Consider the following 13,017-nt stretch of genomic DNA (forward strand, 5'->3'; position numbering starts at 1 on the left):
AATAACGAATAAAATGAATTTAGATATACAACATAAAAACGCCTTGGTATGTGGTAGTACACAAGGAATAGGAAAATCAGCAGCAATACAATTAGCTCAAGAAGGAGTAAATGTAACGTTAGTAGCTCGTAGTGAAGAAAAACTTAAAGCTGTGTTAGTTGAGTTACCTAATGACAATCAAAATCACGGTTATTTAGTTGCTGATTTTACCAATCCCGTAGACTTAAAAGAGAAGTTAGAGGCAACAAATTTACAGTTTCATATTTTGGTAAATAATACAGGAGGTCCAGCAGGAGGTCCAGTATTCAATGCTAAATTAGAAGAGTTTGAACGTGCTTTTACGATGCATTTAAAATGTAATCATGTGTTAGTACAAGCTGTAGTACCGTTTATGAAAGAAGAAAATTATGGTAGAATTATAAATGTAATTTCTACTTCTGTAAAACAACCTTTAGATGGCTTAGGTGTTTCGAATACGATTCGTGGAGCAGTTGCTAACTGGAGTAAAACTTTAGCGAATGAATTAGGTCAATTCGGAATCACGGTAAATAACGTATTACCTGGGGCAACTGCTACAGAACGTTTGACAGAAATCATCAATAATAAAGCTGCTAAAACAGGAAAAACTGTTGAAGAAGTTGCCGAAATGATGAAAAATGCATCGCCTGCAAAACGTTTTGCTAAACCTGAAGAAGTAGCTAATGCTATTGTGTTTTTAGCAAGCGAAAGAGCAAGCTTTATCAATGGAATTAATGTTCCTGTAGATGGAGGAAGAACAAAAAGTTTGTAAGCATATAGAATCAATACAAATTTAAGTAACTTTATAAAGTTTCCGTCATTATGAGGAAGTATGACGAAATAATCTCAAGAATAAAATAACGGATTGCTACAGCAAATTGAAATTTGTTTCGCAATGACAAAATCTAAATAAAATGAGCAAGTTAGTACAACCTTTGAATTTCAAAAAGTGGATTGATGAAAATCGTCATTTATTAAAGCCACCAGTAGGAAATAAACAAGTCTGGGATAATGGTGAATATATCGTAATGGTTGTTGGAGGACCTAACAATCGTAAGGATTATCACTACAACGAAACACCAGAGTTTTTCTATCAATTAGAAGGAGATATGGTGCTGAAAATTATTGATGATAAAGGTGAAATGATTGATGTTGAAATTAATGAAGGAGATATTTATTTGTTGCCAGGAAAGGTACCACATTCACCACAACGTAAAGCGAATACGGTAGGTTTGGTTATAGAATATCCACGTGATGAAGGAATGATGGATGCTTTAGAATGGTATTGCGAAAATTGCGGACATCAATTATACCGAGAAGAATTTGCTTTAGATAATATTGAAACGGATATGCCAATAATATTTGATAAGTATTATTCTGATAAAGAGAAATGTACTTGTGATAAATGTGGTACCGTGATGGAGGCTCCTAATAAGATAAAGTAATTTATTGTTTCTGAGAAGGTCGGAATTTAATCAAAATATAATCGTCATTACGAGGAAGAATGACGAAGTAATCTCAAACTAAAAAAACTGATTGCCACGGCTAAAGCCTCGCAATGACAATAAAAATGGAAAAACGTAAACTAAGAATAAACGGACATTCACACTTATTACCATATCCAGAACAGATTCCACAGTTTATGAAAGACAAAGGGATCTTTTGGGTAGATAAGGATCGAAAATTTATGCTTCAAAAAGATTGGAGTAGACCAGTAACTGATTCTAGTTTTTTCTTGGATGAAAAGCTAGAATGGATGGATCATTTTAAAATTGACCATGCGGTAGTATTGAACTTATCTCAATTATATGGAAATGGTTTGCGCTTAGAAGAGATGAAGCAAGCCTTACGTTTCCAAAACGATTTTAATGCGCGTGTACAACATGAAAACCCATCTAAATTTACAACTGGTTTCGTGGTGCATCCAGGGTTTGTTCGTGGTGCTTTATGGGAAATAGAACGATGTGTTGAGGTACTGGGAATGCGTTTGTTGTGTTTGCCAACACACTATATGGATACCATTGGTACTTGGCGTTGTATTTTTGATGAAGAGAACGAACCTATTTTTGAATTAGCTGATAAATACAATTTAGCGGTTGAAATTCATCCATATGATGGAGAGAAATTTATCAAACTGCAAAATACCAGTTGGCGCTTCCACTTAATTTGGATGTTGGCGCAATGTGCAGATGCATATCACTTCTTAACTTTAAATGGATATTATGAAAAGTATCCTAATATGCGTGTGTGTTTTGCTCATGGAGGTCAGTTAGCACAAATGAATTTAGGACGTCGTATACAAGGATTTGACGGAAGACCTGATTTGTTTGAAGGAAAACAACATCCTCGTAAAGCTGTAGGGCATAAAAATATTTTCTTTGATACACTGGTTCACGATACAGGTTCTTTAGGCTTATTGATTAAAAATCAGGGATCAAAGCAGGTGTTAATAGGATTAGATGACCCTTATCCGTTAGGAGAAATGGAAAGTGAAATTCAGTCATCATATCCAGGGAAAATCTTAGATTTAGCTATCGAAAGAAACATTATTAATGAGCAAGAGAAAGATGAAATGTGGGAGGATAATGTATTACAGTGGTTGTTTGGAGATGATAAAAAAGCAAAAAAAGATTTAGTATCTAAAATCTTACAATAAATGGCTGAAGTAACACAGTTTCATAACTTATTACATACGTGTATTTCTTTTATTGGAGCTGTGTTATTATTAGCAATCTACTATAATATTACAAAGCGATTTAAAGAAGTTCTAGAAGAAGGAAATTCAATAAAAAGAGTTGATAAAGGTTTATTGTATTTCAGTTTTGGTATGTTGGTTTGGGTAGTTTCTGGTATTTGGGCACTTTCTGCAAGCTATTTCACTTTTGAAAAAACAACAATTCATCAAGTAGGAATAAACATTTTATCTACAGTAAATAACTTGTTTTGGTTAATGGCACTTTATTATGTACATGATGCCCCAAAGTTTATTTATAGAAATGAAAAGAATGTAAAAGTTATAGCAATAATAATTGTTATTGTGGCTTCCATAACTTTATCACTCTCTTTTTTGTATGGTAATGATTTTTATTATGGAATAAAGATAGCGGCGCTTCCAGATGTTTTGCTAACAACTTTTTTATGTTTTTTAATGGGAGTTTCTTTTTATAGAACTTTTATGTATAGGGATTTAAAGTTGGTAGCTTTTATATCGGTTATAGCAATTGTATTGTTATTTGTTTCTCAATTATCAGATGTTTTAATTGGTTTTGATAATGAGTTTACTAATCAATTAATTAGGGTTATAGCCAAAACATCATTAATATCGGTTTTTTTAGTGTTAGCGACAAGTTGGGTAATACAACTGGCTCATACACCAAAGCCTAATGAAATGAAAATTCAGTTCTTAGACTGGTCACTGATAAAATTGACCATTCCATCTAAAGGAATAGTCAATGCTAAAATAGATTTTGGATCAAAAACAACACAATACAAAAACCTACTAACATTTGCTTATAGAAGAAAGTTTTTAGAGGCAGAAAAACAATCAATTATAGTAAATTCAGGAGGCGATATTAAAAGTCAAACATACGTTACTAGAATTATTGATAATATAAATTCAATTTTGAATCTAGAAGAGGAAAAATTAGAGCGTAAAGATCTAATTACATTTATAGGCGAAAGTAAATATCGTTTGCGAATTCTTCCTGAATATATAATTATTGATGAAGCATTATTAGAAGAGTATAAACAACAGTTATAAACTATTTAATTTACCTAATAGTTTTACAAGCTTTCCTTTTGTCTTAGCGTATTCATACTCATTTTTAATTTCTTTCAATTTACTCTCAATTAATTTTACTTCTCTATAATTAATTAGAAAAATAGAGCTCTCTCCCAAAGAAAATTTACGCTCTTCACTTTTTACAATTGTATTATAATCATTTACAAGATTTTTTAAAATATCATTTTGTTTTTTGTATGATGTAATTTCTTGCTCGGTAGCCGTTATTTTGTTTTGTAAAGAGACTTTAGTTGACGCAATTTCAAAATCGATATCTTGTAGTTTTAGCTTAGCAAGTTTTAAATCCCCTCTAGATTTACGAAGAAAAAGAGGAATACTAACCTGAAGAGAGTTTTTATAGTTAGCAGTGCTAAAAGCATCAAAATTATCCACTTTTGAAGCAAGAAAGTTATACTGGAAATCTACTTTAGGTAATAAATTGTTTACTTTTAGTTGCTTATTTATTTCTAGGTTTCTTTTCTTTAATTCTAGTAACTTTAACTTAGGATGGTTTTCAAACTCATTATCAAATAAGGTGGTTACTGAAGTATTTAGAATAGTATCAATATTAGAAAAAGTAGTAATGTCAGGAACTATTTCTTCCTTTATTTCCATAGGAATATTGTTACCAATCCATAAATAATTAGAAAGTTCTAATTTAGATTTAATGTATTTAATATTCGCTTTCTCTAGATCTAACTTCCTGTTTTTTAAATTTATATTAGCTTCTAAAGTGTCGATAGCTGGTTTATCACCAGCTTTAAAGCTTTTCTTTATGTTTTTTAGTCTGGTATCAGCATTAGTATAATAATCTTTGTAAACATTATAGCTCTGGTAGTATTGTAACCAATTTAAGTATGTGTTGATAGCTTCAAATAAAATATCATTAACCAATAGCTGTTGTTCTAATTCACCTTGTTGAGTATAGAGTTTAGCTTGTTTTAAAGTAGCCATTCTTTTGTTAATAAATAAGTTTTTAGCCAGAGAAACTGATATACCAACGTTATATAAGCCATTTTCTGGAGTATTATGCTCTGGGTTTAAATACTGACCAGAATTATTTTCATAACTACCTTTTAATTCTATTCCATACCAGGTTGGAATTTTAAAGGTTGAATTTAACTTTTTGTAATAATCTTTGCCTTTAAATTCTTTTCTGTCATAGTCTACTTCTATTTTAGGATCAAAACCACCTCTAGCTTTTAATAATTTAGCCTCATTAGTACTTGTAATAAGTTCAGCTTGTTTAATAACAGGATGATACTTTTTCACATACCCCAGATACTCTTCTAAACTAAGTTGAGTACTTAAATTATTCTGTGCTGTAGCTATAAAGCTTAGTAACAAAAAAAGGATATTTAACCTTTTCATCTATTTGTTTTATTAAGTGTTTTTTAGTCTTCTTTTTTTGACTTTTTACCACTCTCTTTATTCTTTGGTTGATAGAAGTTAGGAGGGAAACTGTTAATCTGTCTCCATAACTCAAACCATATAGGCACATTTTCTAATAAGGCAATGGTTTTTGCACCAGAACCTACTCTAATGGCTTTTGGCCAAGGCTCTTGCTCGTTATTTGGAACAATTAAAACACGATACTTCCCGTTACTACTAATAAAATTTTCGATAGCTACAATCTTAGCACCGTAAGTTCCGTATGATACATTAGGCCAACCACTAAATACCATGGCAGGCCAACCGTCAAACTGAACACGAACTTCCTCACCAATGTGTATCAATGGTAAATCTATGGGTTGTATGTACATTTCAACTGCTAAGTCGTAGTCAGCAGGCATAATATTTACTAATTGCTCACCTTCTTTAAAAGTTTCACCAATACCAGACTTTATAGCTTTATTAATATACCCATCTTGTGGAGCTGTAATAAATAATAAAGAGCTTCGTTTACTATAATTAGCTAAACTAGTTTCAAGTTTTGAAACTTGAACTTCTGCATCATAAGCACCAGATTGAGCACTATATAAGCTGCTTTCTGTTTTAGAAAGTTTATCAGCATAAGAAGCTTGTGTACTACTAATAGCTAATTGAGCATTGATGATATTATTTTTAGAAGTAAAGAATTTATTTTCTTGAGAAATCAATTTAGCAGACAACTCTTGAAGTTTCGCTCTTTTTTCTTCAACATCTTTTACTGCTTTTAAACCTTCTTTTTCTAAAGTGACAGTTCTGTCAAACTGAGTTTGTGCTATTTTTTGTTTTATTTTAATAGCTTCAAAATCAATACTATCACTTTTAGTCTTTAAGTAAGCTTGCTTTAGTTTGTTCTTTGCTTGTTCTAGCTTTAGTTTACGCTCTTTTTTAATCGCGATAATCTGATTTTGTAAAGCATTGATTTTATTGTTGTATGCTTTTGCGGATAGCGTTTTAGAGTTTAACTGTTTACCAGTTCTTTCAGCAAGTTTAGTGTCAAAATATCCACTTTTTATTTCTGAAATCCTTAAAATAGTATCTCCTTTCTTTACAAAATCTCCTTCTTGTACAAACCATTCTTCTATACGTCCAGGTATTTGAGATTGTAGTGTTTGTGGACGTTGATTGGGTTTAAGGGTAGTAACCTGTCCTTCGCTGGATACATTTTGAGTCCAAGGTAAAAATAAGATGATTACTAAGATAACAGAAAAGACCAGTAAAAATCTTTTAAATAACTTGTGGTACTCTTTTGTAAAAATGTCTTTTCCAGACTTGAACTTTGTTATGTCTATTTGATCTGAAACGGTGTTTTTTGATATGTTTAACATGATTACCTAGGATTTAAAGTTAGTTATACTACCTTTTTCAAGGGTAATTTGTTTGTTGCATTTCTCTTTCCAGTGTTCATTACGGCTTACTATAATTAAACTCCATGGTTGAGAAGCATCAGTAATAAAATCAATTATATTTTTTGCTTCATTTTTTTCAAATTGATCAAGAGGGTCTTCTAATATGAGTAATTTTGGTTTTTTGATTATTGCTCTGGAAAGAATAATTTTCTTAGCTACAGTATAAGCAATAAGTTTTCCTTCAGGTTTTAAATAGGTATCTAAACCTTTAGGTTGTTGTTTTAAGAATTCTGTTAGTCCTGTAATTTTAAAAATATCGTATACCTCTTCATCAGTTATTGATGAATCTCCAAAGGTTATATTTTCTCTAATGGTTCCTTCAAAAGGAGTTTCTTCAGAAAGAGACAGCCCTAAGTTAGCTCTATAATTATTAGTAAAAATACCTTTTAATGATAAATCATTCACAAAAATATCTCCAGATGTTGGTTCAATTAAACCAGAGATTAGTTGGATTAAACTAGATTTTCCAGAGTTGCTACTTCCTTGAATCAAAACCCTATCGTTAGGGTTAATTTCAAAAGAAACATTATTAATTACAGGTTTATGTCTGTTATTAACAACATACGAAACATCTTGAAGTTCTATCCTAAATGGTTTATCTCTATTAATATTACTTCCGTTTTGTGGCTCTATGGGTTTATCAATAACTTCTCCTAGTTTTTCTATAGATGTAAGTACATCGTAAAAAGATTCAAGTCCTAATATTAATTTTTCTACAGAATTCATAATTAGGATGATAATGATTTCAGCAGCTACAAATTGACCAATATTCATTTGTTGCGTTAGTACTAAAAAACCACCTATAAGTAATAAACCTGCAGTAATAATTACCTTAAAACTAATCATTTGAATATACTGCATAACAAGTACTTTAAAGTGACTCTCTCTAGATTTTAAATAATCATCTACTAAAATATCACTTTTCTCAAGCGCTAGTTTTGTTTTTCCTGATAATTTAAAACTTATAATAGTTCTTGCAATTTCTTGTAACCAATGAGCTACTTTATATTTGTTTTTTGACTCTTTTAAGCTTGTTTCTAATCCTTTTTCTGCGGTGTACTTAAAAACAACATAGATTAATAGTAAAACTAACAATCCAAAAATGATAAAAAAAGGATGGTAAAACGAAAGGAGTAATAAAGCAAAAATAATTTGTAATAGGGCAGAAGGTGCATCTATCAATATTTTTGAAATACCTTTTTGAATGGTTAATGTATCAAAAAAACGATTGGCAAGTTCAGGAGGATAATAATTTCTTAGTTCTATCATTTTAATTTTTGGAAAACGATAACTAAGTTCTATTGACGCTCTAGTAAAAATTCTCTGCTGAATAGTTTCAATAATTCTAAACTGCATTAGTTTTAAAATTCCACTAAAAGCAACACCAGCAGTTACTAGTATAACTAAAACAATCCAAGAGGCAGAAACCTGTGCAGCTTGTAGTAAGTTTATAATGGCTTGTACTCCTAAGGGGAGTGATAAAGCAACAATACCTTCAAAAATAGCATAATAAGCTATTTGTAGTGTGTCTTTTTTTTCTAGGTTTATTAATCCTAGAAATCGTTGCCATGGAGTTAGTTTATTTTTCTCTTTCATTAGAAAGTACGTTTAAAGTTAGTTCAATAAAAAAGGAGGTAGTAGTTGTGCTTTCATCACAATTAGTTAGTGATTTAAAATGTGATTTTACAAATTGCTGATGTAATATTCCTTCAATTATAGTACTTGCAAGTGTTAATGGATGTTTGTAATTATTGTTATAATTACTAATTATTTCAGCAAAACGTTTTACTACTTCTTTGTACAATTTAAAAAATCCTTCTTTATTTTCAGTGTCTACTTCTTTAGTAGAGTATGATTTTGAATTCTCGTTAATTACAATTAAGTTAAGTAACGCCTCATTAATATGTGAAAAGTTATTGTCTTTCTCAGCTTTTCTAGCTAAAACCTCTATAGCTTTAATTAATTTCTCCTTTGGGTTACTAATACTGTAAGTTTCGATTACCAATAAATATTGAATCCATCCCCAATACCAAGAAGTTAAGTAAACTAAGAGTTTATGTTTACTTTCAAAGTAACGATAAATAGAACTTTCGTTAGAGCCTATTAGCTTACCTAATTTTTTAAAATTGAAATTCTCAAAACCAATTTCTTCAATAAGTATAATACTATTCTCTATTATTCTTTTACCCAAATCAGAGGTTTCAGGGTCTTTAATATATATTCCTGAAGGGATCTCTATTTTTAAATTTGATAGTAAATTTTTCATAAATAAAAATTAATAGCGCAAATATAATAGTAAAACTATTATAAAAGAATCTAATAGTATTAAATACATGTTAATATTTGTTTTTATAAGAGTTACAAAAACTTACAAAAGCTTATTTTTTACTACAATTAACTACATGTCTTCAGGTTTTATATGTTGAAAAATATATTCGCATAAACTTAAAATTTATGGAACATATGAATTCAAGAACTGATGTTTTAGGGCATCCAAGGGGACTTTTATATTTATTTTTTGCTGAATTATGGGAACGTTTTTCTTTTTATGGAATGCGAGCTTTATTGGTATTATACATGACGAAGCATTTGTTGTTTTCTGATGAGATGTCTTTTGGCGTGTATGCAGCATATATGTCGTTAGTGTATGTAACTCCTATGATAGGAGGGATGCTTGCTGACAAAATATTAGGGTTTAGAAAAGCAATTGTCTTAGGAGGTGTGTTAATGGCGTTAGGGCATTTTTTTTTAACATTTGAACATCCAATATTTTTTTATGGCTCATTATCCTTAATTATTGTTGGAAACGGTTTTTTTAAACCCAATATATCTTCATTTGTTGGTAAACTATATGCTGAAGGAGATAATAGGAGAGATGCAGGATTTACTATTTTTTATATGGGAATTAATATTGGTGGAGCGGTAGCCCCGTTATTGTGTGCATGGTTAGCTGAGTTATATGGTTGGCACTATGGATTTGTTTTGGCAGGAATAGGAATGTTGTTAGGATTGTTAGTTTTTAAAGGAGGGCTTAAGAAAAATGTTTTTGAAGATAAAGGAGTAGTACCAAATCAAGAATTATTTGAAGAAAAACAATTTGGAGTAAAAAAAGGAAACTTAGTAACAATTGGAGCACTTTTGTCTGTTCCAGTATTTGCATTGATAGTTTATTATCATGAGTTTGAGCATTACTTGGTTTGGATTGTTTCGTTATTTCTGATATTGTTTTTAATTAAGATTTTACGAACTGTAACTTCAAAAGAGCGAAAAAAACTTTCTGTAGCTATATTTTTTACTGTTTTGTATACATTGTTTGCGGCAATTTTCGAACAAGCTGGTAGTTCATTGACTTTGTTTGCAGACAGAAATGTCAACTTAGTAGGTATAAATGCTGCTCAAACTAATAGTATTAATTCTACTTTTATAATTCTAATGGCAATCCCATTTTCAATGTTATGGGGATACTTACACAGAATACACAAAAATCCAAACTCTGTTGTGAAATTTGGATTAGGCTTGTTGTTTTTAGGTGTAGGCTTTATAACTTTTGGCTTGTCAGGTTATCAAGTTGATGAATTAGCCAAAACTCCAATGATGTATTTAATTTTGGGATACTTTATACTAACAACAGGAGAACTATTTTTGTCTCCCATTGGGTTGTCTAAAATGACAGAGTTATCACCAGTAAAGTATATTGCTTTTATAATGGGGGTATGGTTTTCAGCAAACTTTTATGGCCATTTTTTTGCAGGTAAGATAGCCAATTTAACTACAGTTGTTAACGGTAGTTTAGGAGTGTTTTCTAAAGGCTTTTTTGGAAAAGTAACTGAATTGTTTACAGGTTTATCATCAAAAACAGTTATGGGACAATCTGAGGTTTTTCATCAATTGTACTCATATGTTTCTGTGTATGCTAACTTAGGAGTAATTTCAGTAATAATAGGTTTGTTGGTAATTGCTTTCTATAAGCCAGTAAAAAAATGGATGTTTGAAGTACATTAAAAATAAAAAAGCCTCAGAAATTACTCTGAGGCTTTAAAAATATATTTTAATCTATTTTTATTTAAAAACAGATGTAATGTTTAAAGCTACTTCATCCCAAGTTTTTGAAACACCATCAGCACCCTTGTGTAAATCTTTACAAGCAGTGTTTAAAGAGTCTAAAGCATTTTCAGCTTGCCAGTGGGTAATTTTCATCGTTGTATTTAAACTGAATTCTTTTCCGTTTAAAGTATATTTAAAAGGAAGTTTTTTAGTTACTCCATTCATGGTTAAGTTAGCATGACCAATAGAATCATTTTCTAAAACTAATTTACCAGAAAGTAACTCAGTATTATCCATTACTCCGAAGAAAAACTTTTTAATTTTAAAGTCTCTACTAGTATCTTTTGTAAAAATACTACTTACAGGAATAGAAAACTCAGCATTGTTAATAGCGTCTTTAGCTGTATCAGCTTCACCACCAGCAGTAATGTTTACTTTTTGAAATTGTCCATTTACAGGTACTTTTTCAGTAGTCTTATAAGCAGTCCAGTTTATTACATTGTCAGCATCCTGTAATACAAAAGCAGCTTTCTTTTCTGTTTTAACTTCTTCCTTTGTGGTTTCTGTTTCTTTTTTTGCTTCTGATTTACAAGATGTCATTTGAAAAACTGTAAAACAGATAACTAAAGAATAAACGATTTTTTTCATGAGGTTTATTTTATGATTGAATTTACTAATTTAATATATTCTTTTTTGGCTTCTCGTTCACTCATACCTCTAAGTTGCATCCATGCATTAAATTTAAAGGCATTTCGTAAATCACTATTGTCATTAAATGTAAATCTATCTCCCTTTACAGCTTGTTTATAGTATGCGTATAAACGTAGCATAACATCAGGAGGAAGTTTCTCCTCTAAATCAGACGCTATTTTATAAGCTTCTTTAAACTTTAAATCTAAATCATCTTCCATGGGGTGGACAGTTATTTATATAGATAGTTTACATTATATAATGTATATACAAATATACGAAGGGTGCAAGGAAAAACAAGCTATCTAGCCTATCTAATAAGCCTCCATGACCAGGCATAATTGTTCCACTATCTTTCACTTTAGCTTGTCTTTTAAGTTTGGACTCAACTAAGTCTCCTAAAGAACCAAAAATAGCCACGATAATAGCCACGATTACCCAGTCTAAAATAGAAAAGATTCCAGAGTATTGACCTATTGAAAAACCAGCGATTATAGAAAATAATAAACCACCAATGAAACCTTCTATTGTTTTTTTAGGAGATACTTTTTCAAATAATTTTCGTTTTCCAAAATTTTTACCGACTAAAAAGGCAAAACTATCATTAGTCCAAATGATTAAAATTATATAAATAATTATGTTTGGATAATAAGAACCATTCAGGAAAGGAAGGTTCATTAAGAAGTAAAACGGCAATACTAAATATATAACTTGTAAAAATAGTTTTTTAGCTAAAGTGTCTGTTTTAATAGGTTTAGAGCTTATAAGCAAATAAAGCAAAGCGATAGATCCAACTATAGTAATACCAAATAAATAATCAGTATACTTAAAAGTTGTACTCTGAAAAGTTAGATAAACAACACTTGCTAAAAGTATATATGGAACAATGTTTTTTGCTTGTATAATTTTAGAAAGTTCCCAAATACAAACAGTAGCAAACAAAGCAAGCAATCCTATGTATGTTTCTGCTGAAAAAATAATAGCAGAAATAAATAGAGTAGCATAAACAAGTGCAGAAAGACTTCTTACAAAAAGGTTAGACATATTTTAAAGGTCTTCAAAGAGCAGCAAATATAAATCTTTTGTGTTATTATTACCATAACTCAAAAAATTATCATCTTCAACTTCAAACGTATAATTCTTAACAGAACTAATGTTAGTTGGTATGTTACCGCTAAAATGTGTTTTTATACCTGTTAATCCTTCTCCAGTGTTTTTTACTAGCTGACTTGTAGTAGCATAAACAATAAAGTGTTTAGATAATGATGCTAGTTTATGACTGCCTAACTGATTGGATGAAAATAAAATTTCTCCTTTATCAGCAATTAAATGTTCACAAGAAGTAAAAAAAGGTACAGATTCTGAGGAATGGTTTTGTACAGAGATATCAATTTTTTCAGTAATCTTTAATAAATCAAAATCAGTACAAGTAATTTTACGCCAATTATTCTCTTGTAAGATGTTTTTTAAATGATTACTTACTTCGTTTATTGATGTACAGTATAAAAACTTTCCTCCTTTATTAATAAAATGATGAACAAAAGAATCATCTAAAGACAAATGAACTTCTTGTTCGTTGACTTTTTTTTCTTTAGATGATTCTTGATATGTTTTAAATAATTTTTTGAAAAAATTCATTAAAATAAA

Annotated in this window: 13 protein-coding genes; 5 read left to right on the forward strand and 8 right to left on the reverse strand. The window is 30.2% G+C overall.

The features are described 5' to 3' along the window. Positions 1–13: 13 nt before the first annotated feature. The 4 genes from ACKTTR_RS05285 (at position 14) to ACKTTR_RS05300 (ending at position 3,778) form a co-directional block, all read left to right on the forward strand. Entirely contained in the window at positions 14–790 is a 777-nt protein-coding gene (locus ACKTTR_RS05285; RefSeq protein WP_408026839.1) for an SDR family oxidoreductase, read from the forward strand. 142 nt (positions 791–932) lie between these two features. Next, entirely contained in the window at positions 933–1,463 is a 531-nt protein-coding gene (locus tag ACKTTR_RS05290) for a 3-hydroxyanthranilate 3,4-dioxygenase (protein ID WP_408026840.1), read from the forward strand. Between the two features lie 125 nt (positions 1,464–1,588). Continuing rightward, positions 1,589–2,674: an amidohydrolase family protein gene (locus ACKTTR_RS05295; protein WP_408026841.1), complete on the forward strand. Its 1,086-nt coding sequence runs from the start codon at positions 1,589–1,591 to the stop codon at positions 2,672–2,674. Then, positions 2,675–3,778: a hypothetical protein gene (locus ACKTTR_RS05300; RefSeq protein ID WP_408026842.1), complete on the forward strand. Its 1,104-nt coding sequence runs from the start codon at positions 2,675–2,677 to the stop codon at positions 3,776–3,778. It abuts the gene before it with no gap. Here ACKTTR_RS05300 and ACKTTR_RS05305 read toward each other — a convergent pair. The 4 genes from ACKTTR_RS05305 to ACKTTR_RS05320 are packed head-to-tail and all read right to left on the reverse strand — an operon-like array spanning position 3,773 to position 8,902. Beyond that, entirely contained in the window at positions 3,773–5,170 is a 1,398-nt protein-coding gene (locus ACKTTR_RS05305) for a TolC family protein (RefSeq protein ID WP_408026843.1), read from the reverse strand. The two genes, ACKTTR_RS05300 and ACKTTR_RS05305, sit on opposite strands and share 6 nt — an antisense overlap. 23 nt (positions 5,171–5,193) lie before the next feature. After that, complete coding sequence (locus ACKTTR_RS05310; RefSeq protein ID WP_408026844.1) at positions 5,194–6,555, reverse strand: HlyD family secretion protein; 1,362 nt, start codon at positions 6,553–6,555, stop codon at positions 5,194–5,196. Between the two features lie 6 nt (positions 6,556–6,561). Further along, on the reverse strand, positions 6,562–8,232 hold the full coding sequence (locus ACKTTR_RS05315) for a peptidase domain-containing ABC transporter (RefSeq protein WP_408026845.1): 1,671 nt from the start codon (positions 8,230–8,232) through the stop codon (positions 6,562–6,564). Continuing rightward, positions 8,216–8,902, reverse strand: a complete 687-nt coding sequence (locus ACKTTR_RS05320; protein ID WP_125068018.1) for a TetR/AcrR family transcriptional regulator — start codon at positions 8,900–8,902, stop codon at positions 8,216–8,218. The genes ACKTTR_RS05315 and ACKTTR_RS05320 overlap by 17 nt, the downstream gene beginning before the upstream one ends. Positions 8,903–9,090: 188 nt before the next feature. Here ACKTTR_RS05320 and ACKTTR_RS05325 point away from each other — a divergent pair, with 188 nt between their 5' ends. Further along, entirely contained in the window at positions 9,091–10,638 is a 1,548-nt protein-coding gene (locus ACKTTR_RS05325; RefSeq protein WP_408026846.1) for a peptide MFS transporter, read from the forward strand. A 57-nt stretch (positions 10,639–10,695) separates the two neighbouring features. On the opposite strand, the gene ACKTTR_RS05330 is transcribed toward ACKTTR_RS05325, so the two are convergent. The 4 genes from ACKTTR_RS05330 to ACKTTR_RS05345 are packed head-to-tail and all read right to left on the reverse strand — an operon-like array spanning position 10,696 to position 13,008. Continuing rightward, the gene (locus tag ACKTTR_RS05330) at positions 10,696–11,328 is read right to left on the reverse strand and encodes a YceI family protein (protein ID WP_408026847.1); all 633 of its coding nucleotides are present in this window, start codon (positions 11,326–11,328) and stop codon (positions 10,696–10,698) included. A 5-nt stretch (positions 11,329–11,333) separates the two neighbouring features. Beyond that, on the reverse strand, positions 11,334–11,591 hold the full coding sequence (locus ACKTTR_RS05335; RefSeq protein ID WP_408026848.1) for an acyl-CoA-binding protein: 258 nt from the start codon (positions 11,589–11,591) through the stop codon (positions 11,334–11,336). Positions 11,592–11,619: 28 nt separating this feature from the next. Then, the gene (locus ACKTTR_RS05340) at positions 11,620–12,414 is read right to left on the reverse strand and encodes a phosphatidate cytidylyltransferase (protein WP_408026849.1); all 795 of its coding nucleotides are present in this window, start codon (positions 12,412–12,414) and stop codon (positions 11,620–11,622) included. 3 nt (positions 12,415–12,417) lie between these two features. Next, the gene (locus ACKTTR_RS05345; protein ID WP_408026850.1) at positions 12,418–13,008 is read right to left on the reverse strand and encodes a hypothetical protein; all 591 of its coding nucleotides are present in this window, start codon (positions 13,006–13,008) and stop codon (positions 12,418–12,420) included. Positions 13,009–13,017: the final 9 nt, after the last annotated feature.

This window comes from Tenacibaculum litoreum (assembly GCF_964513915.1).
Lineage (GTDB): Bacteria > Bacteroidota > Bacteroidia > Flavobacteriales > Flavobacteriaceae > Polaribacter > Polaribacter litoreum.